Genomic DNA, 23475 nt, shown 5'->3' on the forward strand with positions numbered 1-23475 from the left:
GACCGTAGCGTCACAGCCGCCAAGGTGAATCAGGGATTTCCCTGGAGTTTGGCCTCAACCAACGCTGCCGACAATCCGGCGCGTGACCGGATGCCCAGTTTGCGGTACACCCTGCTGAGGTTCATCTCGACGGTCTTGGCCGAAATGAACAGCTCGGCCGCGATCTCCTTGTTCGACAAGCCGCCCGCCGCCAGCTCGGCCACTCGCTGCTCAGACACAGTCAATCCCGCGCCGCTACCGCGAGAGTGTTCGAGGCGATCAAGTTCCGCTTGCGCTCGTGCGGCCCACAGTGGCGTGCCGAGTTGCTCGAAGGCCTCTAGGGCTGCGCGCAAATTCGTTGCGGCCGATCGGATTCGACGCCTACGCCGTTGCAAGCCGCCCAGCAGTAGCTGGGTCCAGGCTCGTTCGAACGGCATCGGAAGTCGATCATGGTGCGCCATTGCTTGTTCGGCAGCCACTTCAGCGGCGTCGAGGTCGCCCCGCGCGGCGAAGACCTGCGCGCGCCCACGCGCGGCGGTGGTTAACATCCATGGCCGGTCGAGTCGGCCACCGTTTTCTTCTAGCGTTGCGAGGAGCGGTTCGGCTTCCTCATGACGGCCAAGTGCCGTCAGCGCCTCCACCGCGTACGGAATGAAAGCCGCAGTCACAAATTCTGTTCCGGGCAGTTCGTTCCACCCCTCCAGACGAGGTTGCATGATGGCCAATGCCTCTGCGTGGCGGCCAGCGGAAATTTCCAGGAACGCCAAAGTTTCGATAGGGCGCTGGACTTCCACAGCGGACTTGCTTTTCTGCGCAAGTGCGATGGCAACTGCGGCGTCCGCGCGGGCGTCTTCTTCCCTTCCTGCGTAGGCGGCTACTGCAGTACGAAGGGTGAACGCCACGGCCATCACGGGGTCGCCGCCGAGTTGCTGAGCGCGTTGCACCGCTTCGTCGGCCGCATTTGCCGCCTCGGCGAAATGCCCGCGCCAGATGGCAATCAATGTGCTGTTTATTTCCACCCACAGCATCTCCGTGTCAGCACCCCGCTCAGTGCAACGTGTGCGGACTTGCTGCATCAGCGCATGCGCCTCGTCGAGTTGGCCGGACCAAGCCCGGATCATGGCGCTGATTGCGTCGGCGCTCAGCGGAACCACCATGTCCGCGGCATGGTCCTGAAGCTCTAGGCTGCGTCGCAGGCTGTGTTCGTCCACGCCGTGGCCACAGTGGAAGCGGGCGTTGGTTCGCGCCGCGAGGGCTTGACTGACATACCCCGGATGTCCCCATTCCTCGGCCTGCGTCACGGCTTGCTCTGCACTGTCCAGGGCCGCGTGGTACTGCCCGGCGTTCAGCTGGGCGTGCGACAGGAACACCAGGATCGCCGCCAGCATCGCCGGTATACCTTTGGCGTCCTTGGCCGCCTGCGCAAGCAGATCGGCTGCTTCCAGGTGGCTACTGGTGTAAATGCGGATGCCGGCACGCACGATCAGCGCTTGGGTGCGGGCGAAGCCTTCGAGCTGGCGAAACGTCGCATCGTCGAGGGCAGCGTCGGCGCGAACGGTGTTGCCCGAACGGAAGTGGTGCTCGGCGGTGCGTAATCGGCGCGCCGGCTCGTCGCCACCCAACTTCATCGCCAACTCCAAAAGCTCTGCGGCCGCGACCGGCGCTCCTTGGGCGGCGGTAACTTCCGCCGCGGCGTCCAGCGCGGCGACGGTGGCGGGGTCAGCGGAGGTGGCGGCCAGCGCCAAGTGTCGCGCCTTGAGTTCAGGTTGTTCGATGATCGTGGCAAGAGTTCGGTGCATGGCTCGCCGACGGGCGGGTGTCGCGCCTGTGTACACGCCCGTGGCGTACAGCGGATGGGTGAAGCGCACCCTGTCAGCGCTGATTTCGATGACGCCCAGATCTTCCATGGGTTCGAGCATTTCGACGATTCGAGTCACGATCATGCCGGTGGCGGCGGCGAGCAACTCCACGGTCGGTGCCGCCGAGCAGGCCGCAGCCAGCAATATCGCGTTCGTGGCGGGGTCGGCCTGTCCGATGCGGCGGTGCACCAAGGAAGCCAGGGTGTCCGGCAGTACGACCGTGGCCGCGGAAGCGTCCTCGGCTGTGGCGACAGCGAGTTCCATCGCGAAAAGCGGGTTGCCGCCCGAGATTTCGTGGATACGGACAATGTTGGGCCGGGGCAATGTTCGGCCCAGTCGCCTCGCGACCAGCGTATGTACGCCGCCCAGGGTGAGTGGCCGCAACCGTACTCGCAGCACAGCATCCGGTCGCCGGAACTGCAGCCATTGCATGTCGGACGAGTCGGGGTCGCCCGCGCGGATCGTAATGAACATCCCGACACGCCCACTCAGTCGACGGACCGTGAAACCGATAACAGCTCTGCTAGAGGGGTCCAGCCACTGCGCGTCGTCAATCACGAGCAATACCGGTTCCGTGCCACTGAGGTGTTCAATCAACGCAGAAAAAGCGGCAGCAACAAGTCGTTCGTCGGTGCCTGGACCGCTTGAGACTTCACCTGACCGCGCCCGCGTCAGCGCCATGCACTGGATCTTCGGCAGTCCCGCCAGAACGTCATCGCCAATTCCACTCAACAAGTCAGCAACCGCGGCGTACGCGTAGCTCACCTCGGCTGGTGATCCTCGCGTCAACAACACCCGAAAACCACGAGCCGCCGCTTGGCTGACGGCCTCAAGCGCCAGCACGGTCTTGCCGATACCTGCCTCGCCCTCCACGACGAGACCGGCCGGGTCGGTCTGAGCCTGTGAGAGAAATTCCGAAATTGTGCGGCTTCCGCCTCTCGCTCCACCAGACCCTCGGACATGGCCAACATCTTTGCAATGAGCAAACGGGTGACGCAATAAGAAATCGCCGGGTTGTCGCGAACGAACACGCCATAGGCACCGCGTTTTCGATCTCAATCAGGCGGCTTTGCTGCGTTCGGCCTGTCAGGTGGTTGCGTGCTCGCGGGTATCGGGCGACCGCCTCAACGCGGTTGTGCGGCACGGCGATTGGGGTCGCGCACGTCCACACCGTCGTCTTGCCAGGCCTGGCGCATCGCCTCGGCCCCCTTGAGTCGCACCCAGGCCGCCTCGGTCGCGGTGATGGGCGTTGCCGACAGGAATTGCACCGGGTCGCGCGGCGGTTGCAGCGGCAAATCCGCGATGTCGCTGCGGCCCAACAACACCGCCGTGAACGGGGCCTGCACCCACAGCGGCGAGCCGAGGTCGATCAGCGCGTCGGCGACCAGCACCACGCCGTCGACCACCGGCGTCGCAGCCAATACCGCGAGGCTGCGCGCCAGCCCCTTGACGGGCCGAGCCGGCTGCGGGTCACGCAGCGACAACACCACTTCGGCGCGTGGACCCTGCACCTGGTCGGCGAGCAGCGCAGTCGGGTCGACCATCGGATGGCGCGAGCAGCCCAGGGATACGTAATGCACCAAACCTGCTGCCGCGGAACGGAATCGGAGCACCTCGATGGGTTCGGCACCCAGAAATGTCACGCTGGCCGAGGCGGGCTCGGTAGCGAAGTGGGATTGCAAGTGGGAGCGCACCTGCTGCAGGACCTGCGTCACGGCGCCGGAATCGTCAGGTTGACCCCGGAATCGGCGTCGAACACGGTGAGCTTGGTGGTGTCGAAAGCAAGCTCGATCGACTTCCCGATCGCCGCCTTGGACTCCGCGGGAACCCGCGCCACGAACTCGTGTTCGCTGGCCTCCGACTCGGCGGCCAACTCGTCCAACTGCGCCGCGTGTGCGTCATAGCTCGCATTGCTGAAGTACACGTACTTGTCCGAGCCCAGCGATTCGACCATATCCACGGTGACCTCAAAGGACAGCGACCGGATGCGTTGGTACCCGTCGACCAGCGCGGCATCGCCGATGTGCTCGGGTCGCACGCCGACGATGACGTTCGCCGGCTTCGGGTGCGCCGCGATCACCTCCAGGACCTGCGGGGCCAACGTCACCTCACCGAACGGCAGTGTCAGCCCGGGCGACGTCAACGTCGCGGGAAAGAAGTTCATTGCCGGCGATCCGATGAAGCCCGCCACGAACAGGTTCGCCGGGCGTTCGTAAAGCTCTGTGGGGGTGCCGATCTGCTGGGCAACGCCACCGTGCATCACCACCACGCGGTCGCCCAGCGTCATGGCCTCGGTCTGGTCGTGCGTCACGTACACGGTGGTGGTGCCCAGCCTGCGTTGCAGACGGGCGATCTCACCGCGCATCTGCACCCGCAGCTTGGCGTCCAAGTTGGACAGCGGCTCGTCCATCAGAAAAGCCTTGGGATGGCGCACGATCGCACGGCCCATCGCGACGCGCTGCCGTTGTCCGCCGGACAACTGCGCGGGCCGGCGGTCCAGCAGACCCGTCAGGTCAAGGATCTTGGCGGTCTCTTCCACCTTGCGCGCGATGTCCGCCTTCTTCATCTTCGCCAGGGTCAGCGGGAACGCGATGTTCTGTCGCACCGTCATGTGCGGGTACAGGGCGTAGGACTGGAAGACCATCGCGATGTCGCGGTCTTTGGGCGCCTTCTCGTTCACCCGTTCGCCGCCGATCCGCAATTCGCCCGACGAGATATCTTCAAGCCCGGCAATCATATTCAGCGTCGTGGTCTTGCCGCAGCCGGAGGGCCCCACCAGGATCATGAACTCGCCGTCGTTGATGGTGACGTTGAGGTCACGCACCGCGATGTGACCGTCGGGGTAACTCTTGGTCACATGCTCCAACACAATTTCGGCCATCGCGCTATCCCTTCACAGCGCCAGAGGTCAGCCCGGCGACTATGCGTCGTTGAAAAATCAGGACAAAGACAATGATCGGGACCGTGATCACGATCGCACCGGCCGCGATCGATCCCGTCGGCTCCTCGAATTGCGAACTGCCGGTGAAGTTGACGATCGCCACCGGCGCCGTGATCGCCGCCTTGGTGGCGGTCAGCGACAGCGCGAGCAGCAGGTCATTCCACGCGAAGATGAACACCAGGATCGCTGAGGTGACCAGCCCGGGAGCCGCCAGCGGGGCGATCACCTTGCGGAAGGCCTGACCGGGCGTCGCGCCGTCCATCTTGGCCGCTTTCTCCAAATCCCAAGGGATTTCCCGAAAGAACGCCGACAACGTGTAGATGGCCAGGGGCAACGCGAAGGTGATGTACGGCAGGATTAACCCCGGCCAGGTGTCGAACAGGCCGACCGCACGTTCGATGTTGAACAACGGCGTCACCAACGAGATCGCGGGGAACATCGTGATCAGCAAAGTCACACCGATGAGCAGCCGCTTACCCGGAAAGTCCAGCCGGGCAATCGCATAGGCGGCCATGGCGCCGAGCAGCACCGCGATCACGGTGGTGGTCAACCCGATTCCGATGGAATTGATCAGCGCCGAGCTGAAGATGTCGCCCCGGAAGATGCCGCGGTAGTTGTCCAGGGTCACCGAAGACGGAATCAGCTTGCCGTCCTTGACCGTTGAGGTCGGTTTCAACGAGAGGCTGAGTATCCACAGCACCGGCAGTAACGCGTACACCACCACCAAGGTATCGACGACGACCCAGAACGTCCGGCGCCGCACATCAACCGTTTCAGCGCGCATCGATGTCACTCCCCGGGCTCCCCGCTGGTCGATAAGCGCCGAACAACATGATGTAGACGATCGCAATCAGTGCCACGCAGACGAAGATCAGCACGCTGATCGCCGATCCCAAACCGACATTGAAACCCTTGAACAGGTTGTCGTAGCCCAGGATCGACACCGATCCGGTGTCGTTCTCCCCCGCGGTCAGCACGTAGATGTTGTCGAAGATGCGGAATGCGTCCAGGGTGCGGAACAGTAACGCCACCACCACGGCCGGCTTGATGATCGGCAGGATGATCCTCGTCAGCCGCCGCCAGGGACCCGCGCCGTCCACCTGCGCAGCGTTCAGCAAATCCTGCGGGACCAGCGCCAGGCCGGCCAACAGCAGCAACGCCATGAACGGCGTCGTCTTCCAGACCTCGGCGAGCACCACGATCCCCAGCGATGGGATCTGCTGGGTCAGTGGCGCACTCCCCTGCGGCAGCAAGTTGGCCAGGTACCCGGTCCCCGGCGTCCAGGCGTAGTACCAGCTGTATGACGCGACGACCGTGACGATGCCGTACGGGATCAGCACCGCCGTGCGCACCAACCCCTTGCCCACCAGCGTCCGGTGCATCACCAACGCCAGCGATAGCCCCAGCACAAACTCGATGGACACCGAGGCAACCGTGATCGCCAGGGTCACCGCCAGTGCCGTCCACCAATAGCGGTCGGTCAGGACGGTGTGGTAGTTGGCCAGGCCGACGAAGGTGGTGTCGTTCGGGCTGGCAAAGTTGTTGCGCTGCAGGCTCAGCCACACTGCATAGCCAATCGGATAGGCCGTCACCGCAAGCATCAATGTCGCGGCCGGTGCCACCAGGGCGAAGGCCAATCGCCGTTCGCCGCGGCGGTTCCCGGTGTGAGCCATGGAAGTGATCACGGCAACAGGCCCTTACCGTCGATGGCTTTCTGCACCTGGGCGCTGAGTTCGTCGGCGGTGCGCTCCGGGTCAATCTTTGTGACGGGGCTCAGCGCCCTGGACAGCCGCAGCGACACGGCCTGGTAGGCCGGCGTGACCGGGCGCACCGCCGCGTCGGTCAGTTGCCGACGAATGATGTCGTACATCGGGTACTTGGCCTGGAATTGCGGGTCGGAGTACAGCGACGCCCGAACCGCGGGCAGGCCGCCCTCGATGGAGAGGTACTTCTGGTTTCGCGGGTCGCGCAGGCACCGGATGGCCTCGAACGCCTCGGCCTGGTGCCGGGTGGTCTTGGCCACCGCCAGGTTCAGCCCGCCCAGCGTCACCCTGGCCGGGTGGCCGGCCAACACCCCGGGATAGGGCGCGAATCCGAACATCTTCTGGCTGGCTTCGTACGCGATGCGGAACTGTTCGTCCGTGGGCGCGAAGGTGCCGACGTTGTTGACGCTGCCGGCAAGCTCGGGAATCCGGTTGAGCGGCAAGTACGGCACCCCGCCTTTGACCGCGTTCTCCAACATGGAGGCGAACACATACGGCCAGTTGACCTCCATGGCAGCCCGGCCTTGTTCGAACGCCAGCCGGGTGGTTCCCTCCTCCGCGCGGCTGATGGACGGGTCGGCTCCGGGCGCGGTGGCAACCGCTCGCAGCACCCGCAGCGCGGCGACGGTCGCCGCCCGGTGCGCGGGGGTGTCGGTCAAGGTGACCCGCTTGCCGTCGTCGGAAAGCACCTGACCGCCGACGCTGTTCAGTACGGTGTTGAACCAGACGACCAGGCCCTCGCCCGGGTTGGCCTGCGCGGCGATCCCGCCCGGCTGGCCGGCGGCATGCAATCTGGCCGCCTCGGCGACCATGGTGGCCCAGTTGTCCGGCGGCTGGGGAATCAAATCCCGCCGGTACCAGAGCAATTGGGTGTTGGTGATGACGGGAGCGGCATACAGCTTCCCCTTCCACGTCGCCGTCTTGAGCGGGCCGGGCAGGGTGTCGACGGTAGCGTCGGCGACGGCCAGTCCGGCCGGGTCGTCCGACAGCGGCAACACCCAGCCCGCCTCGGCGAATTCGGCCGTCCAGACCACGTCGAGGCCCATCACGTCCAGGGTGTCGTCGTTGCCGGTCAGCCGGCGAGCCAGTTGCAACCGCTGCACGTCGGGCGACCGGGGCAGGCTGATCTGCCGGATGGCGTAGCGGCCGTTGGCCCGTTCGGTGCAACGCTGGGCGATCGCGGTGAATGTCGAGCCGTCCGTGGCCGGGGTATAGACGCTGATCACCATCCCGCGGTGGCCGGCTCCGCAGCCCGCCCCCAGGACGGCCGACGCAAGCATCAGCGCGGCCGCGCCCAACCTGCGCACACGACCCAGCAACGCAGCGGCTCCCGTGAGCTTTCCCGCGTCAGATCGCCAGGCGCGCCAGCAGATCCCGCGCCTTCTCCGCGTTCTGGGGATCGCAGAGAACGTCATAGCGGCCGGCGACCAGTTGCATCGTCGAGCTGAAATCCCGGGTGCCCCGCGCCATGGCATAGGGAACCGCGGAGGTGATGAGTCCGAAGAACACCCCGGCAACCAGACCGGTAATCAGGGCACCCCACGGGTTGGTACTGAAGAAGCCGAGCAACAAACCGATGAACAGGCCCAGCCACGCTCCGCTGAGCACCCCGCCGCCGAGCACCTTCCCCCAGGTCAGCCGGCCTGTGACGCGTTCGACCTGCATGAGGTCGACGCCGACGATGGTCACCTGCTGGACCGGGAACTCCTGGTCGGACAGATAGTCGACGGCGCGCTGAGCCTCCGCATAAGTGGGGTAGGACCCCACCGGCCAACCCTTGGGTGGGGTAGGCAAACCGGGCACGGCGCGGCGACCCGCCGCGCGACCTGCGGACGACGCACCGGAACCCTGCCCGGGTTGGAATGGGCTACTCATCGATCCTCATTCTCCTCTGCCTGGAACATAGTTTCACGTCCAGTCAAGGCCCAGCACACGTTCGCTCGCTGCGAATCGTCCTCAGCGATCCCGCTACGGCGTATTGCTGCTGGCTAAGGCCGCTCAGGTGGGGCGCGGGCAATCAAATCAAGCAGCACTGAGCGGCCGTTCATGAGCTAGGTTGAGATCATGACGGCTCCCCGCGATGACGGCTCGTCCTGGCCACCTCCGTCCGGGGGGGAGCAGGATCCGAACGCCACCTGGCTGGCGCCGACCCCACAGCCACCGCAGCCACCGAGCTACCAGTCGGGGCCTACGCCATATCCGCCCAACCCGCCGGGCGGCGGCTACCCACCTCCACCTAGTTATGGGCAACCCAGCTACGGCCAACCTGGTCAGCAGCCGTACGGCGCACCCACGCCTGACTACCCCGCGGCCCCGTATCCGGCGGCCCCGCCTCCGCCGCCCTTATATCCGGGCGCCGGCTACCCGCAGTACCCGGGAGGACCTGCGGGCAATCCGTACTACTCCGGGCAGTCGGGCAACAACGGCATGGCCGTCGCGTCGCTGGTCACCGCCATCGCCGGCGTGGTGATCGGGCTTCCGCTCGGCTTCTTCTGCTACATCGGGTTCGTGATCCCCGTCGTCGCGCTGATTCTCGGCGTCATCGCGCTGAATCAGATCAAGCAGTCCCAACAGCCGGGTCGCGGCATGGCCCTGGCGGGCATCTGGACGAGCGCCGTGACGTTGGGGTTGCTCGCGATCTTTTTCATCATCGGCGTGGCCGCGATCGCGGCGAACAGTCGCTGACGAACGGTTCCTCTGGGCGGCGGTTAGGACGGGCTTGGCAAGCTAAGTCCGGGCGGCGCTCCTACGCTGAATAACCATGGCATCGGTTAACAGGGTGTACGTCGCGCGGCTCTCGCGAATGATGGTGCTGGGCCCCTATGGCGAATCCTTCGGCCGCGTCCGCGATGTCGTGATCAGTATCAGCATTGTTCGACAGCAGCCGCGCGTGTTGGGGTTGGTGGTCGATCTTGCGACCCGTCGCAGCATCTTCATCCCGATCCTGCGGGTCACGGCCATCGAGCCCCAGGCGGTGACCCTCAACACCGGCAAGGTCTCACTGCGCCACTTCGAGCAGCGCCCGGGCGAGGTGCTGGCGCTGGGCCAAGTGCTCGATACCCCGGTGCGGGTCACCGACCCCGAACTCCCGGAACTGGCGAACGTCGACCTGGTCATCACCGACCTGGGCATCGAGCAGACCCGAACCCGCGATTGGGTGGTGACCCGCGTCGCCGTGCGCAGCCAGCGCCGCCTGGGGCGGCGCGGCCCGGTGCATGTCGTCGACTGGCATCACGTGCAGGGGTTGACCCCGTCGGCCTTGGCGATGCCGGGTCAAGACGTGGCGCAGCTGCTGCATCAGTTCGAGGGGCGGCGTGCGGTCGACGTCGCCGACGTCATCCGCGGGCTGCCGTCGAAACGCCGCTACGAGGTCTTCCAGGCGCTCGACGACGAACGCCTCGCCGACATCCTGCAGGAGCTTCCCGAGAAGGACCAGGCGGAGGCGCTGTCGCAACTGGGCACCGAACGGGCCGCCGACGTGCTGGAAGAGATGGATCCCGACGACGCCGCCGACCTGTTGGGGGCGATGAGTCCCACCGACGCCGAAATGCTGCTGACCGAAATGGATCCGGACGAATCCGACCCGGTGCGACGGCTGCTGAAACACTCCCCCGACACCGCGGGTGGGTTGATGACGTCCGAGCCGGTGGTCATGACGCCGGACACGTCCGTCGCCGAAGCGCTGGCCCGGATGCGCGATCCCGATCTGACCCCAGCGCTGTCGTCGATGGCTTTCGTGGCGCGTCCGCCGACGGACACGCCGACCGGACGCTACCTGGGTTGCGTACCGCTGCAGCGACTCCTGCGCGAGCCCCCCGGCGAACTGGTCGGCGCCTTGGTCGATACCGATCTGTTCAGCTTGGACCCGGAGACTCCGCTGCAGGCCGTCACCCGCTACTTCGCCGCATACAACCTGGTGTGCGGGCCGGTCGTGGACGCCGAACAACACCTCGTGGGCGCGGTCACGGTGGACGACCTGCTCGATCACCTGTTGCCCCATGATTGGCGAGTGGACGTACAGCAACTCGACCCCGCGGGCAGGCCCGCGAGATCCGGAGGTTCGCTGTGACCAAGGCGCCGCAGCGGGGCCTCTACACCCCGCGCACCTCGCGCAAGTTCACCCCGCACTTCGACGCCGATGCGGTGGGTCGGACGACCGAGGCCATCGCGCGGTTCTTCGGCACCGGCCGATACCTGCTGGTGCAGACAATCTTTGTGACGGTGTGGATCTTGCTGAACGTGTTCGCGGCCAGCCTGCGCTGGGACCCGTATCCGTTCATTCTGCTCAATCTGGCTTTTTCCACGCAGGCCTCCTACGCCGCGCCGCTGATTCTGCTGGCACAGAACCGTCAGGAAAACCGCGACCGCGTTGCGCTGGAAGATGATCGGCAACGGGCCGCACAGACCAAGGCCGATACCGAGTATCTGGCGCGTGAGCTGGCGGCGCTGCGCCTGGCCATCGGCGAGGTGACCACCCGTGACTACCTGCGGCACGAGCTGGACAGCCTGCGGGCCTTGCTGGCAGAGCTGCAGCCCGCCGAATCTGACGATGCGCCAACGCGGGTGGCCGACGAGATCACACGGCGTGCTAAGAAATCGGGCTGAGAAAGAGTCTGACCATTGCGCAACTCCCGTTACGAGAGTTATGTATGGTGATCTAGTTCACGAAGCTAAGAAGCGTTGTAGTTCCGACCAAACAACCGACGAAGCAACTAGGACGGCCAGGTGCGCATAGGGGGTCGCTGGGGTGCCCGCCCGGCCGCTGCGGCGGTACGGCAAGGCACAACCCGCGTTACGCGATCGCCTGCATTCGGCGTTGCGGTCATTACTCCGTTGGTCTTCGCTGGTGCCGTTGCCGGTGCCGCACCCAGTTTGCACCCGAGGCTTCCGGCAGCGGCGAAGACGGCGATCTCCAACGCGGCTGCCGTTGCCACGGGAAGTGTTCCGGCCCCGCGCATCGACATGAGCGGACCGACCGTCGTCTCGATCGCGCGTCCGCCCACCAGCTTCCATGTCGCGGTCGCCGCAAGTTCTGCACCACCCCCGCCAAGGATCGTGAATTCGCCTGGTGCGCTGGGTATTCCGATCATGGCCCTGTCCGCGTATCGCAATGCCGAGCAGAAGATGGCCGGTGCGGCGCCAGAGTGCGGTGTCAGCTGGAACCTGCTCGCCGGCATCGGGCGCATCGAGTCGATGCACGCCAATGGCGGCGCCACCGACTCCCGCGGCACCGCCATCAACCCGATCTACGGTCCTGCGCTGGACGGCTCGCTGCCCGGCAACGAGGTCATCGTGCAAAGCAACGTCGGCAACACGGTCACCTACGCCCGTGCGCTGGGGCCGATGCAGTTCCTGCCCGGCACCTGGGCGCGGTACGCCGCCGACGGCGACGGCGACGGGGTGCCCGACCCGCAGAACTTGTTCGACTCCACGTTGGCCGCCGCCCAGTATCTGTGCAGCGGCGGACTGAACCTGCGGGATCCGAGCCAGGTCATGGCCGCGATCCTGCGTTACAACAACTCGATGTCGTACGCCCAGAACGTGCTGGGCTGGGCCGCGGCGTACGCGACGGGCGTGGTGCCGGTGGACTTGCCGCCGATCACCGGGCCGCCACCGCCGATCGGCGACGCACACCTCGAACATGGCGAGGGAGAGGGGCTGGGCCCGAATCTGCCGTTCGCCGTCAAAGGCCCCGGCGCCAACTACGATCCGTTCGCCGAACGCATGCCGTTGATCGAGTTCGGGCCGCCCGACACGGCGAATATGGCGCAGTGGCCGTGGATGCAGCAGGCGCCGCCATGGATGCAGCAGGTGCCGCCGTGGATGCAGCAACCCCCGTGGATGCAGCAGACGCCGACTCCGCAGCCCGTGACGCCGCAGCCCGGTTGCACATTGATCTGCATCCGCTCGCAGACTCCTGCGGAGGCGCCGGCGGCGGGGCCGGGCGCCCCGCCGGTACCCAACGGCGGCATCGTGATCGCGCCGCCGCCTCCGAACGTTGCGCCGCCGCTCCCGGACCCGTTCGCGCCGCCCCCGTTGGCCCCGGCTCCTCCCGCGCCGCCACCTGCGGCCAACCCGCTGGCGCCACCGCCTGCACCGCCGGCCCCAGCGGCACCGCCGAACCCGGCGAACCCGGCCCCGCGGGCGCCGGCGCCGGTCCCGCCCGCGCCGGGCGAGCCGGCACTTGCTCCGGTGAGCTGACCAACCGGACGCCTGCTCTCCGAGCCGAGCCGCCTACACTCGGCGGTGATGTCTGGAACCCACAGTGACGCCGCAGCTGACCTTCCCAACGCCATTCGCAGCGCGTTGGCCAAGGTGATTGACCCCGAACTACGGCGTCCGATCACCGAACTCGGGATGGTCAAGAGCATTGACGTCGCGCCCGGCGGGGACGTGCACGTCGAGATCTACCTGACCACCGCCGCCTGTCCGAAGAAGGCTGAGATCAGCGAGCGTGTCACCCAGGCGGTCGCCGATGTGCCCGGTACCGGCGCGGTAAGAGTCAGCCTCGACGTGATGAGCGACGAGCAGCGCACGGAGCTGCGCAAGCAGCTCCGCGGAGATGCCGCCGAACCCGTGATCCCGTTTGCCCAGCCCAATTCGCTGACCCGGGTGTATGCGGTCGCTTCCGGCAAAGGCGGGGTGGGCAAGTCGACGGTCACGGTCAACCTGGCCGCGGCGATGGCCGCCCGCGGCTTGGCCGTCGGCGTGCTGGACGCCGACATCCACGGCCACTCGATCCCGCGGATGATGGGCACCACCGACCGACCGACCCAGGTCGAGTCGATGATCCTGCCACCCGTCGCCCATGACGTGAAGGTCATCTCGATCGCGCAGTTCACCGAGGGCAACGCGCCGGTGGTCTGGCGCGGGCCGATGCTGCACCGCGCCCTGCAACAGTTCCTGGCCGACGTCTACTGGGGAGACCTGGACGTCTTGTTGCTCGACCTGCCACCGGGCACCGGCGACGTCGCCATTTCGCTGGCCCAGCTACTGCCCAACGCCGAGATCCTGGTGGTGACCACCCCGCAGGCGGCCGCCGCCGAGGTGGCCGAGCGAGCCGGCAGCATCGCGATCCAGACCCGCCAGCGCATCGCCGGCGTCGTGGAGAACATGTCCGGCCTCACGCTGCCCGATGGCACCACGCTGCAGGTCTTCGGCGAGGGCGGCGGCAAGCAGGTCGCCGAGCGGCTAACCCGCGCGGTGGGCGCCGAGGTGCCGTTGTTGGGTCAGATACCGCTGGATCCCGCCCTGGTGGCCGCGGGTGACGCGGGGGTACCGCAGGTGTTGAGCGCGCCGGACTCGCCGGTGGGCAAAGAACTGCGCCGCATCGCCGACGCGTTGTCGTCGCGGCGCCGGGGCTTGGCGGGCATGTCGCTGGGGCTGGACCCGACGCGGCACTGATCCGCCCGTGACGTGACCGGGGGTTGCGTCAGGTCGCGTCGGTGTCGAACGGAACGCGCGGCGCCTGGTCAGCGTCGGTGGCATCGTCGGCGTCGGCTCGGGCCGCTCGGCTGGTCGGCCCGGTAGGTCCGGACGGGTCCGCAGGCTCCCTGAGGCTTCCGGCCGGCGATGTTGTGGGGGTTGACGGGGGCGTCGGCCGGTCGAAGTTGCCGGTGAAGATCGAGTCGTCACCGTCGAGCAGGTGCTTGGTCAGCGCGGCGCGCGGTGTCATGCCGCGCAGCTTCTGCAGCTCACTGAGCTGGCCCCGCAGATCGTCGAATTCGGGGCCGATGTCCTCACGCAGCTGGCTGGTCATGCCGCTGAGGTAGTCGCGTGCCTGCCGTAGCGCACCCGCCGTCCAACGGATGGCACCTGGAAGCCGCTCCGGGCCAAGCACGACCAGCCCGACCACCACCAGGACGAGCATTTCTCCCCAGCCGATATTGGCGAACACTAGGTCAGCATCACTAGCTGGTATCCGGTTCGGGCTTGACGGTCAGGGTGACGTGACGACCGTCGCGGACGACCTCGATCTGCGCGTCCTGCCCGATGGTCAATTGTCGGACGGCGACGACGGCTTCGTCGGAGTCGGCCACGGTACGGTCGCCGATCTTGACGATCACGTCGTTCTCCAGGATTCCGCCCTTCTGCGCGGGACCACCCGCCTTAACGTTGGCCACCTGCGCACCCGACGCGATCGCATTGCTCACCGAGCGGGTGCTGATGCCCAACGTCGGGTGCATGATCTTGCCGTCCTTGATGAGGGTTTGCGCGACCACCTTCATCTCGTTGACCGGGATCGCGAAGCCCAATCCGCTGGCGCTGTCGGACAGCGACTTGCCGGCGGTGTTGATGCCGATGACCTGGGAGTCCATGTCGATGAGCGGACCACCGGAGTTGCCGTGGTTGATCGACGCGTCGGTCTGCAGGGCGTCGATGACGGTGTCGGTGTCCGAACCCTCCCCCGACAGTGGCACGGGCCGGTGCAGCGCGCTGATGATGCCGTGCGTCACCGTGCTGCGCAAACCAAGCGGGGCTCCGGCGGCGATCACCTCGTCGCCCACCCGCACCTTGTCGGAATCACCCAGCCGGGCCACGCTCAGGTTGTTGACGTTGTCGACCTTGAGCACCGCCAGGTCGGTCTTGGGGTCGCGGCCTACCAGGCTGGCCGGCACTTCCTTCCCGTCGTTGAACACGACCGAGATCTTGAACTGGCTGGGATTGTTCGCCGCCTCGGAGATCACGTGGTTGTTGGTGACGATGTAGCCGCGGCCGTCGATGACGACACCGGAACCCTGCATGCCCTCCTGGTCGCTTTTCGCTTCGATCGTCACCACGGAGTCGGCGATAGCCGCCGCCACCTTGGTGAATCTGCCTGCCGGCCCCTCGGGATTGTCGGAGGTGGACAGGGTCACCTTCGAGGTGGTGAAAGCCTCGACAACCTCTGCGGTCTTGCGGCCGATGACCCCACCGATGGCGCCGATCACCAATGCGATCAACAGCAGGACGGCCAGGGCGAGGTAGGAGACTTTGCCGCCGAACAACACGTCGCGCACGCCCAGCTTGCCGGTGTAGCCCGGAGCCGGACGCGGTGGTGGTGGCGTTACCGCCGGGCTCCCCAACGCGGCCGCGGCCCCAGGATCGCGCCAGGGGTCGTCGGGCTCGTCCTGCTGACCGCCGTCCTTCTCGGCCGCCAACGCGCTCGCGTCGATGGGATGGCGCTGCAGCGATTCCGCACTGTCGAAGGGGCGGCCGAACGCCTCTTCCAGCACCGGGTCGGCCGGCTTTTCCTGCGGCCTGAATTCGCTTTGGTGCTGGAACTTCGAGGGACGCACCCGATCGGCGACGAAGGAGCCCTGAAACCCGGGTGGACGCCCGAACACCTGGCGGGATGCTGGGTCGACGGGTGGCCGGAAGATCGGACGCGGCGCCAGGCGAGGGGTGCCGTCTTGGCCGATGTTGTTGCCTTGGTCGGACGTCACGTGATCCTCTTCTGAGCAATTTGGGATTCGGCCGAGTACGCGGCGCTGAACAGCACGCCACAACCCGTGTCCACCCTAGTATCCACGTATTCGGCGCTGTTCCTGGTTGCTAGCGACGTTTCCGCTCGTCACGAGCGTCGCGCTCGGTGAACTGGCCGGCGATCGGTGGCGCTTCATCGATCGGTGAGTGCGGAATCTCTGACAGAAGACCGAGCAGCGTGCTCGGAATACGAATCGGGTGCGAGTCGCGCAGCGCGTCGCGTGCGCGCGTGTGATCCTCGACCTCGGCCGCGCACTGCGGACACAGCGAGAGGTGATGGGCGGCGCGCAGGTGTGCATTCATCCGCAACTCGCCGTCGACAAAGGCGGCGATGGCCTCGATGGACAGGTGCTCGGTCGAGCGGAATTTGCGGGGCGCCCCTACCGGCGCATCGCTCTGGGAGGCGAACTGGGAAGGAAGCCACGAGAACGCGCGCCGAAACACATGTCCCCGTTCGACCATCACCCGCTCCTTCCCCATCTGCAGGGGCCTTACCAAACCCTCAGATTTCGAATGTAGCGCGGAGCGGTGCCTGATAACCATGTTCAGCAACTAAAACCCTAGGATTTGGGACCTCTTGGCAACCTTGCGGTGGCCAAACCGATGGCTCGGGCCCGTTTGCGGTCTTAACCGACCTTTACCGTCGGCCGGGCGAACTCGCTGTGCTCGGGGTGAGCGGCGAGGTAGTCGCGCAGAGCCTGGCGGCCACGGTGGATACGGCTGCGCACGGTGCCAAGCTTGACGCCCAAGGTGGCCCCGATCTCTTCGTAGGACAGACCTTCGATGTCACACAACACGACCGCGGCACGAAACTCCGGCGGCAGTGAATCCAACGCCGCCTGCAAGTCCGGACCGAGGCGCGAGTCGTGGTAGATCTGCTCGGGGTCCGGGTCATCGGCGGGCACCCGGTCGTAGTCCTCGGGCAGCGCTTCCATCCGGATACGCGCGCGCCGGCGCACCATGTCGAGGAACAGGTTGGTGGTGATCCGGTGCAGCCAGCCTTCGAACGTTCCGGGCTGGTAATTCTGGACGGACCGGAACACCCGGATGAAGGTCTCTTGGGTCAGGTCCTCAGCGTCCTGCTGGTTGCCGGACAGCCGGTACGCCAGCCGGTACACCCGGTCCGCGTGCTGCCGTACTAGTTCATCCCACGACGGCATCGTCGACTTGTCCCCGGTCGCGTCGAAAATCGCGGTGCCCTGCAGTCCGTCAGCGGGCTCCACCCACTCGTCGTCCCGAAACTCTTGTGGGTGAGACATAGTGGTCGGGCTCAAGGTGGTGATGATGAATTCCTCCGGCTTCGCCTTGTGGTCAAGGGTTGGCATTTCGTCAATTTCGGCAACGCGACACTGCCAATCCGTATTCCCGGCCCAGCGTCCTCCGCGATCCATACGCATTACCGTCACTTACCCGAGTGAGCGCGACGTATGAGCAAACTGAGGTTTAGCTGAGAAACCATACTGTTACGTACCCTGCCCAGGGTTTTTTCATGCTTAGCTAGCCCCGATGTGACCTTTGTCGCGTCGCCGGCGCCGGGCGTGTCGGCGGGCGCGTTGTGCCTGACTGCGCCGCGACTTGGCATACGCTGCGGACATGGCCAGCAGCGACGACAACCAGGGCGACGACACTCAGGGCCAGGAAACGCCCACCCGGTCCCCTAGTCGAGCCGAGGCGATCTCCGCGCACGCCGAAGGGTCGATTTCTGAGGACGCGGTCCTGGCGAGCGCCCGCGAACGCGCCGTCGACATCGGGGCCGGGGCGGTGACGCCCGCGGTGGGCGCCCTGCTCAGCCTGCTGGCCAAGCTCAGCGGCGGCAAGGCCGTCGCCGAGGTGGGCACCGGCGCGGGCGTCAGCGGACTGTGGTTGCTCTCCGGCATGCGCGAAGACGGCGTCTTGACCACCATCGATATCGAGCCCGAGTACATCCGGCTGGCCAAGCAGGCGTTCCTCGAGGCGGGCGTAGGCCCGTCGCGCACACGCTTGATCAGCGGCCGCGCCCAGGAGGTGCTGACCAGGCTGGCCGACGAGTCATACGACCTGGTGTTCATCGACGGCGATCCCATCGATCAGCCGGAGTACGTCGTGCAGGCCGTTCGCCTGTTGCGCTCGGGCGGAGTCGTCGTGGTGCACCGGGCCGCCCTGGGTGGGCGGGCCGGCGACCCGTCGGCTCGCGACGCTGACGTTCTTGCCGTCCGCGAAGCGGCGCGGCTCATCGCGGAGGACGAGCGGCTGACCCCGGCGTTGGTGCCGTTGGGTGACGGCGTGCTGGCCGCGGTCCGCGACTAGTAGCTGAGCTACCCGCTCGCTTCTCCCGGCGAGCGTGCGTGTCGGCACGCCGCCACGCCAATACTCCCGTCAATCTGCGCACATTCATGGCGCCGTTGAACTACGCCAATGAGGGCCCTTGACGGCCTCCACGCCGGTTCCTTGACGCGCACTGAACGAATGTTTAGCATACTGAACATGCGTTCAGTCGACTTGACCGCTACCGCCCGAATCCGTGATGCGGCCATCGACCAATTCGGCCAGCACGGCTTTGGCGTCGGACTGCGCACCATCGCCGAGGCGGCCGGAGTGAGCCCCGCGCTGGTTATCCATCACTTCGGCTCCAAGGACGGCTTACGCAAAGCGTGCGACGATTACATCGCCGAAGAGATCCGCAGCGAGAAGTCCGCCACGATTCAGTCCAACGACCCCGCAACCTGGTTGGCCGCACTGGCGGAGATCGAGTCCTACGCGCCAATGATGGCCTACCTGGTGCGCAGCATGCAGTCCGGCGGCGAACTGGCAACCATGTTCTGGCAGCGCATGATTGACAACACACATCAATACATGCAGGAGGGCGTGGCGGCCGGCACCATCAAGCCCAGCCGTGACCCTCAGGCCAGGGCCAGGTTTCTGGCCCTGGCCAATGGCGGAAGCTTTCTGCTGTATCTGCAGATGCATGAAACGCCAACGGATTTGCGTGCGGTGCTGCGCGACTACGCACGCGACATGGTGTTGCCGGCCCTCGAGCTCTACACCGACGGGCTGATGGTTGATCGCACGATGTATGAGGCCTTTTTGCAACAGGACGATCCCTTAGCAGGGACAGGAGAATCGCATGTCAGGTAACCATTCCCCAGCAGCCATCGATGTTCGCGGTCTTACCAAGAACTTCGGTGCCGTTCGGGCGCTTGACGGCCTCGACTTGACCGTGCGGGAAGGCGAAGTGCACGGCTTTCTCGGCCCCAACGGCTCCGGCAAGTCGACCACCATTCGCGTCCTGTTGGGCGTTGTGAAGGCCGACGGCGGAACCGCGCGCCTGCTCGGCGGCGACCCGTGGACCGATGCGGTGCGACTACATCGTGAAATCGCCTATGTGCCAGGTGATGTCACGTTATGGCCGAATTTCACCGGCGGCGAGACCATCGATCTGCTGGCCCGCATGCGCGGCGGCATCGACGAGGCGCGCCGCGCGGAGTTGGTCGAGCGCTTCAAGTTCGACCCGCACAAGAAGGTACGGGCCTACTCCAAAGGCAACCGCCAGAAGGTGTCCCTCATCTCGGCCTTCTCGTCGCGGGCCCGGCTGCTGTTGCTGGACGAGCCCACCAGCGGCTTGGACCCATTGATGGAGAAAGTATTTCAGCAATGTGTGCGTGAAGCACGCGACCGCGGAGTCACCGTTCTGCTGTCCAGCCACATCCTGGCCGAAACCGAGGCGCTGTGCGAACGGGTCACCATCATCCAAGCCGGCAAGACCGTGGAGAGCGGTTCGCTGGAATCGATGCGCCACCTCAGCCGCACCTCGATAACGGCCGAAGTGATCAATGTGCCAACCGATCTCAGCCGCATCAAGGGCGTCGAGGACGTCAGCGTGGAGGGCACCACGGTGCGGGCACAGGTTGACAGCGAAAGCCTCGGCGAGCTCATCCGGGTGCTCGGTGACGCGGGTGTGCGCAGCCTGGTCAGTCAGCCGCCCACCCTCGAGGAGCTCTTCCTTCGCCACTACAACGTCAACGGCGAGCGCGCGGAGGTGCCGTCCCGATGAGTACCGCACTGCTAGATCGTCCGCCTGAATTTCATGTGTCGAAATGGAATTCGGATTTCGTCGGCACGCTGCGGTTGCTCCGCCTATATCTGCGCCGCGACCGGGTGGTGCTGCCGCTCTGGGTATTGCTGCTGTCGGCGCCGCTGGCCACCGTCTACGTCGGCAGCGTCGAGAGTGTCTACCCCACCCACGCCGATCGGGCCAGTTTGGTGGCCTCGATCATGGCAAGTCCCGCCCAGCGCGCGCTGTACGGCCAGATCTACAACGACACCCTGGGCTCGGTCAGCCTGTGGAAAGCGAGCATGTTTCACGCGCTCATCGCGGTGGCCGTGATCCTCACCGTGATTCGCCACACCCGCGCCGACGAAGAGAGCGGACGGGCCGAGCTGATCGACTCGACCGCGGTCGGCAGGTACGCCAGCCTCACCGCGGCGTTACTGCTGTGCTTCGGCGCCTCGATGGCCACCGGCGCGATCGGCGCGGCCGGGCTGCTCACCACGGCCGTTCCGGCGAGCGGATCGTTGGCCTTCGGCGCGGCGCTGGCCGGCTCCGGGTTGGTCTTCACCGCTGTGGCCGCCGTCGCCGCCCAGCTGTCCCCCAGCGCCCGCGTAGCCCGCGGCTTCGCGTTCGCGGCGCTGGGCACGGCGTTCACGTTGCGCGCGATTGGTGACGCCGGCTCCGGTGGGCTCTCGTGGTTTTCGCCGTTGGGCTGGTCGCTACTGGTCAAGCCCTACGCGGGTGACCACTGGTGGGTGCTGACGCTGCATTTGGCCACCACGGCCGTACTCACCGCGACGGCCTATTGGTTGCTGGCGGGCCGCGATGTCGGCGCCGGACTGATCGCCGAGCGCGCCGGCCCCGGCTCGGCCGGACCGGCCCTGAGCAACGTCTTCGGGCTGGCGTGGCGGCTGGACCGCGGCGCGCTCTTGGTGTGGACGGTGGGACTCGCCCTGTACGGCCTGTTGATCGGCAGCGTGGTGCACGGCATCGGTGACGCGCTGGGTAACAGTACGGCCGCGCGCGACATCGTCGCGCGGATGGGCGGAACCGGCGCGATGGAGGAAGCCTTCATCACGGTTGGGTTCGGGATGTTGGGCATGATCGCGGCAGCGTTCGCCATCTCGCTGACACTGCGCCTGCACCAGGACGAGACCGCGCTACGCGGCGAAACCGTGCTCGCCGGTGCGGTGTCCCGGACACGATGGCTGGCAAGCCATTTGGCGATTGCACTCGGGGGATCGGCGGCCGCGATCCTGATTTCCGGTTTGGCCGCCGGCCTGGCCTACGGAACGGCCGCCGGTGACGTCGGCGGGAAACTGCCCGGCGTGCTGGGCACTGCGGCGGTCCAACTGCCCGCCGTCTGGCTGCTCGCCGCGGTGACCATCGCGCTGTTTGGAATTGCGCCGCGGTTTACGCCGGTGGCGTGGGGCGTGTTGGTCGGCTTCGTCGCGCTGTATCTGCTCGGTTCCTTGGCGGGATCACCGCAATGGCTGCTGAATCTGGAACCGTTCGCGCACACCCCCCGTGTCGGCAGCGACTTCACCGCCGTACCGCTGCTGTGGCTGCTGGGCATCGATGCGGTGCTGATCACGCTGGGGGCCACGGCTTTTCGCCGCCGCGACCTGCGCTGCTAGACGGGGCACCAGCAGCGTCGAGGCGGGTGCTCGCGCACTGGCCCATGGCGCGTCTAAGGTATCGGCGTGGCCCGAGATCCGGCACCCGCACTGGACCGACCGTGGCGGCGCCCCGGCGCCTTCCGGTATGCGCTCGAACGGATCCGCGGGATTGCCAAACCACCCGTCACGGTGACCGACCCCCCAACCGACATCGTCGTCGAACGCGACGTCGAGGTGCCCACCCGCGACGGAACACTATTGCGAATCAACGTCTTTCGGAAGCCTGAACTCGGTCCGCGGCCGGTCATCGTGAGCATCCACCCGTACGGAAAGGACAACCTGCCCACCCGCAGGCGCAAGCGGTGGACGTACTCGCCGCAGTACCGGATGCTGCGCCAGCCCAAGCCCCTGACCTTCTCGGCCCTCACCGGATGGGAGGCCCCCGATCCGGCCTGGTGGCTCCCGCACGGATTCGTCGTCGTCAACGCCGACTTACGCGGTTGCGGCCGTTCGGACGGCACCGGCGATCTGATGTCACGCCAGGAAGCCGAGGACACCTACGACCTGGTGCAGTGGGCGGCCGAGCAATCGTGGAGCGACGGCTGGGTCGTCATGCTCGGGGTGTCGTACCTGGCCATCAGCCAGTACGCGGTGGCCGCGCTGCAACCGCCGGCGTTGCGGGCGATCTGCCCGTGGGAGGGGTTCACCGACGCCTATCGCGACCTGCTGTTTCCCGGTGGCGTTCGGGAGTTCGGCTTCACCCGGATGTGGGCACGCAACGTGCGTCGCGCCACCCGGCAAAGCCACGACTTAGCGCAAATGCAGGAGGAACATCCGCTGCGGGACGAGTACTGGCAGTCGGTGGTACCGGACCTTTCCGCCATCGAAGTGCCGATGCTGGTCTGCGGCAGCTTCTCGGACAACAACCTGCACAGTCGGGGTTCGATGCGGGCATTCACCCGGTCCGGCTCCAAGCACGCCCGGCTCTACACCCATCGCGGCGGGAAATGGGAGTCGTTCTATTCCGACGACGCGCGGGCCGAGCAGCTGCGGTTCTTTCGAAATGTGTTGGACGGCACCGGTGTATCGGACGACGGCGGGCCCGCTTCGGACAGCGCTTCCCGCAGTGTGCGCCTTGAGGTGCGGGAAAACCGCGGCACCATTGCCGAGGTGCGCGAGGAGACCGAATGGCCGCTGGCGCGCACCCGTTGGTGTCCCCTGTATTTAGCCGGCGCCGGCCTGTTAACGCCCGAGCGGCCGACCATATCCGGCAGCATCACGTTCGAAACCCACTCTCGGGCGGCGGCTTTCAACTGGACGGTGCCCGACGACATTGAATTGACCGGGCCGATGGCGGCACGTCTTTGGGTGCAGCTGGACGGCTGCGACGATGCGCACCTGTTCGTGGGTGTGGAGAAGTGGCGCGCTGGGGAGTTCGTCGGGTTCGAAGGGTCCTACGGTTACGGCCGCGACCGGGTCACCACGGGATGGCAGCGAGTGGTGTTGCGCGAACTCGACCCCGAGCTGTCGCGTCCGTGGGAGCCGGTGCCGGCCTGCACCAGGATTGCGCCGGTCAAGTCCGGCGAAGTCGTCGCGGTAGATGTGGCGCTTGGGCCGTCGGCGACGCTGTTTCGCGCCGGTGAGCAGCTTCGGCTCGTCGTCGCCGGACGCTGGTTGTCGCCGCGCAACCCGTTGACCGGTCAGTTCCCGGCGGCCTACCCCGACCCGCCGCGCGGCCTGGTGACGCTGCGCTGGGGGCCGCGCTACGACGCACACCTGCTGACCCCACAGATCCCTCGGTGAGCCGGCGCGTGGCGGTTCG

21 protein-coding genes and 1 pseudogene are annotated in these 23475 nt (G+C 66.4%); 10 read left to right on the top strand and 12 right to left on the bottom strand.

The genetic code is table 11. The features are described 5' to 3' along the window. Positions 1-29: 29 nt before the first annotated feature. The 8 genes and pseudogenes from G6N68_RS20705 to G6N68_RS20735 all read right to left on the bottom strand — a co-directional run bounded on the left by G6N68_RS20705 (position 30) and on the right by G6N68_RS20735 (position 8417). Positions 30-2312, bottom strand: coding sequence for a helix-turn-helix transcriptional regulator (locus tag G6N68_RS20705; RefSeq protein WP_240355543.1), 2283 nt, complete (start codon positions 2310-2312; stop codon positions 30-32). Between the two features lie 24 nt (positions 2313-2336). Then, positions 2337-2897, bottom strand: a pseudogene (locus G6N68_RS32175) (AAA family ATPase); the annotation flags it as partial. 65 nt (positions 2898-2962) lie between these two features. Continuing rightward, positions 2963-3553 (bottom strand): suppressor of fused domain protein, encoded by a 591-nt coding sequence (locus G6N68_RS20710; protein ID WP_163716280.1) that lies wholly within the window; start codon positions 3551-3553, stop codon positions 2963-2965. Further along, positions 3550-4719 carry an ABC transporter ATP-binding protein gene (locus tag G6N68_RS20715; protein ID WP_163716283.1) on the bottom strand — a complete coding sequence of 390 codons (1170 nt, stop codon included), beginning with the start codon at positions 4717-4719 and terminating at the stop codon, positions 3550-3552. The genes G6N68_RS20710 and G6N68_RS20715 overlap by 4 nt, the downstream gene beginning before the upstream one ends. A gap of 4 nt (positions 4720-4723) precedes the next feature. Further along, the gene (locus G6N68_RS20720) at positions 4724-5563 is read right to left on the bottom strand and encodes a carbohydrate ABC transporter permease (RefSeq protein WP_163716285.1); all 840 of its coding nucleotides are present in this window, start codon (positions 5561-5563) and stop codon (positions 4724-4726) included. Continuing rightward, positions 5553-6452, bottom strand: a complete 900-nt coding sequence (locus tag G6N68_RS20725) for a carbohydrate ABC transporter permease (RefSeq protein WP_163716288.1) — start codon at positions 6450-6452, stop codon at positions 5553-5555. Before G6N68_RS20725 ends, G6N68_RS20720 begins: the two co-directional genes overlap by 11 nt. A gap of 8 nt (positions 6453-6460) precedes the next feature. Further along, complete coding sequence (locus tag G6N68_RS20730) at positions 6461-7822, bottom strand: ABC transporter substrate-binding protein (RefSeq protein ID WP_240355808.1); 1362 nt, start codon at positions 7820-7822, stop codon at positions 6461-6463. A 67-nt stretch (positions 7823-7889) separates the two neighbouring features. After that, positions 7890-8417 carry a YflT domain-containing protein gene (locus G6N68_RS20735; RefSeq protein ID WP_163716294.1) on the bottom strand — a complete coding sequence of 176 codons (528 nt, stop codon included), beginning with the start codon at positions 8415-8417 and terminating at the stop codon, positions 7890-7892. Positions 8418-8606: 189 nt separating this feature from the next. Between G6N68_RS20735 and G6N68_RS20740 the strand changes: the two genes are divergently transcribed. From G6N68_RS20740 to G6N68_RS20760, 5 genes are all read left to right on the top strand, one after another. Continuing rightward, on the top strand, positions 8607-9227 hold the full coding sequence (locus tag G6N68_RS20740) for a DUF4190 domain-containing protein (RefSeq protein WP_163716297.1): 621 nt from the start codon (positions 8607-8609) through the stop codon (positions 9225-9227). 76 nt (positions 9228-9303) lie between these two features. After that, positions 9304-10611 carry a magnesium transporter MgtE N-terminal domain-containing protein gene (locus G6N68_RS20745; protein ID WP_163716300.1) on the top strand — a complete coding sequence of 436 codons (1308 nt, stop codon included), beginning with the start codon at positions 9304-9306 and terminating at the stop codon, positions 10609-10611. Further along, positions 10608-11147, top strand: a complete 540-nt coding sequence (locus G6N68_RS20750) for a DUF1003 domain-containing protein (RefSeq protein WP_163716303.1) — start codon at positions 10608-10610, stop codon at positions 11145-11147. Before G6N68_RS20745 ends, G6N68_RS20750 begins: the two co-directional genes overlap by 4 nt. 120 nt (positions 11148-11267) lie before the next feature. Then, positions 11268-12743 carry a lytic transglycosylase domain-containing protein gene (locus G6N68_RS20755; RefSeq protein ID WP_163716305.1) on the top strand — a complete coding sequence of 492 codons (1476 nt, stop codon included), beginning with the start codon at positions 11268-11270 and terminating at the stop codon, positions 12741-12743. 48 nt (positions 12744-12791) lie between these two features. Further along, positions 12792-13946 (top strand): Mrp/NBP35 family ATP-binding protein, encoded by a 1155-nt coding sequence (locus G6N68_RS20760; RefSeq protein ID WP_163716308.1) that lies wholly within the window; start codon positions 12792-12794, stop codon positions 13944-13946. 28 nt (positions 13947-13974) lie between these two features. On the opposite strand, the gene tatB is transcribed toward G6N68_RS20760, so the two are convergent. From tatB to sigE, 4 genes are all read right to left on the bottom strand, one after another. Further along, the gene (gene tatB / locus G6N68_RS20765) at positions 13975-14439 is read right to left on the bottom strand and encodes a Sec-independent protein translocase protein TatB (protein WP_163716311.1); all 465 of its coding nucleotides are present in this window, start codon (positions 14437-14439) and stop codon (positions 13975-13977) included. Between the two features lie 13 nt (positions 14440-14452). Beyond that, positions 14453-15967, bottom strand: a complete 1515-nt coding sequence (gene htrA / locus G6N68_RS20770) for a serine protease HtrA (protein WP_163716315.1) — start codon at positions 15965-15967, stop codon at positions 14453-14455. Between the two features lie 109 nt (positions 15968-16076). Further along, on the bottom strand, positions 16077-16469 hold the full coding sequence (gene rseA, locus G6N68_RS20775) for an anti-sigma E factor RseA (RefSeq protein ID WP_163716318.1): 393 nt from the start codon (positions 16467-16469) through the stop codon (positions 16077-16079). A 164-nt stretch (positions 16470-16633) separates the two neighbouring features. Further along, positions 16634-17398, bottom strand: a complete 765-nt coding sequence (gene sigE / locus G6N68_RS20780; RefSeq protein WP_163716322.1) for an RNA polymerase sigma factor SigE — start codon at positions 17396-17398, stop codon at positions 16634-16636. Positions 17399-17600: 202 nt separating this feature from the next. On the opposite strand from sigE, the gene G6N68_RS20785 reads away from it, so the two are divergent. From G6N68_RS20785 to G6N68_RS20805, 5 genes are all read left to right on the top strand, one after another. Then, positions 17601-18293, top strand: a complete 693-nt coding sequence (locus G6N68_RS20785; RefSeq protein WP_163716325.1) for an O-methyltransferase — start codon at positions 17601-17603, stop codon at positions 18291-18293. Positions 18294-18470: 177 nt separating this feature from the next. Next, positions 18471-19121, top strand: coding sequence for a TetR/AcrR family transcriptional regulator (locus G6N68_RS20790; RefSeq protein WP_163716327.1), 651 nt, complete (start codon positions 18471-18473; stop codon positions 19119-19121). Continuing rightward, entirely contained in the window at positions 19111-20037 is a 927-nt protein-coding gene (locus G6N68_RS20795; protein ID WP_163716331.1) for an ABC transporter ATP-binding protein, read from the top strand. Before G6N68_RS20790 ends, G6N68_RS20795 begins: the two co-directional genes overlap by 11 nt. Further along, positions 20034-21671 carry an ABC transporter permease gene (locus tag G6N68_RS20800; protein ID WP_163716334.1) on the top strand — a complete coding sequence of 546 codons (1638 nt, stop codon included), beginning with the start codon at positions 20034-20036 and terminating at the stop codon, positions 21669-21671. The genes G6N68_RS20795 and G6N68_RS20800 overlap by 4 nt, the downstream gene beginning before the upstream one ends. 66 nt (positions 21672-21737) lie before the next feature. Next, entirely contained in the window at positions 21738-23456 is a 1719-nt protein-coding gene (locus G6N68_RS20805) for a CocE/NonD family hydrolase (protein ID WP_163716336.1), read from the top strand. The last annotated feature ends 19 nt before the right edge of the window (positions 23457-23475 follow it).

Origin of the sequence: Mycobacterium bourgelatii (assembly GCF_010723575.1) — a bacterium.
GTDB classification, from domain to species: domain Bacteria; phylum Actinomycetota; class Actinomycetes; order Mycobacteriales; family Mycobacteriaceae; genus Mycobacterium; species Mycobacterium bourgelatii.

Bases quoted from the DNA above. Each gene is read 5' to 3' on its own strand.
- G6N68_RS20720 (WP_163716285.1), bottom strand. From the start codon at position 5,563: ATGCGCGCTGAAACGGTTGATGTGCGGCGCCGGACGTTCTGGGTCGTC.
- G6N68_RS20725 (WP_163716288.1), bottom strand. From the start codon at position 6,452: ATGGCTCACACCGGGAACCGCCGCGGCGAACGGCGATTGGCCTTCGCC.
- G6N68_RS20745 (WP_163716300.1), top strand. From the start codon at position 9,304: ATGGCATCGGTTAACAGGGTGTACGTCGCGCGGCTCTCGCGAATGATG.
- G6N68_RS20715 (WP_163716283.1), bottom strand. From the start codon at position 4,719: ATGGCCGAAATTGTGTTGGAGCATGTGACCAAGAGTTACCCCGACGGT.
- rseA (WP_163716318.1), bottom strand. From the start codon at position 16,469: ATGGTCGAACGGGGACATGTGTTTCGGCGCGCGTTCTCGTGGCTTCCT.
- G6N68_RS20705 (WP_240355543.1), bottom strand. From the start codon at position 2,312: ATGTTCATTACGATCCGCGCGGGCGACCCCGACTCGTCCGACATGCAA.
- G6N68_RS20760 (WP_163716308.1), top strand. From the start codon at position 12,792: ATGTCTGGAACCCACAGTGACGCCGCAGCTGACCTTCCCAACGCCATT.
- G6N68_RS20730 (WP_240355808.1), bottom strand. From the start codon at position 7,822: ATGCTTGCGTCGGCCGTCCTGGGGGCGGGCTGCGGAGCCGGCCACCGC.
- sigE (WP_163716322.1), bottom strand. From the start codon at position 17,398: ATGGATCGCGGAGGACGCTGGGCCGGGAATACGGATTGGCAGTGTCGC.
- G6N68_RS20785 (WP_163716325.1), top strand. From the start codon at position 17,601: ATGGCCAGCAGCGACGACAACCAGGGCGACGACACTCAGGGCCAGGAA.
- G6N68_RS20790 (WP_163716327.1), top strand. From the start codon at position 18,471: ATGCGTTCAGTCGACTTGACCGCTACCGCCCGAATCCGTGATGCGGCC.
- G6N68_RS20735 (WP_163716294.1), bottom strand. From the start codon at position 8,417: ATGAGTAGCCCATTCCAACCCGGGCAGGGTTCCGGTGCGTCGTCCGCA.
- G6N68_RS20740 (WP_163716297.1), top strand. From the start codon at position 8,607: ATGACGGCTCCCCGCGATGACGGCTCGTCCTGGCCACCTCCGTCCGGG.
- G6N68_RS20800 (WP_163716334.1), top strand. From the start codon at position 20,034: ATGAGTACCGCACTGCTAGATCGTCCGCCTGAATTTCATGTGTCGAAA.
- G6N68_RS20795 (WP_163716331.1), top strand. From the start codon at position 19,111: ATGTCAGGTAACCATTCCCCAGCAGCCATCGATGTTCGCGGTCTTACC.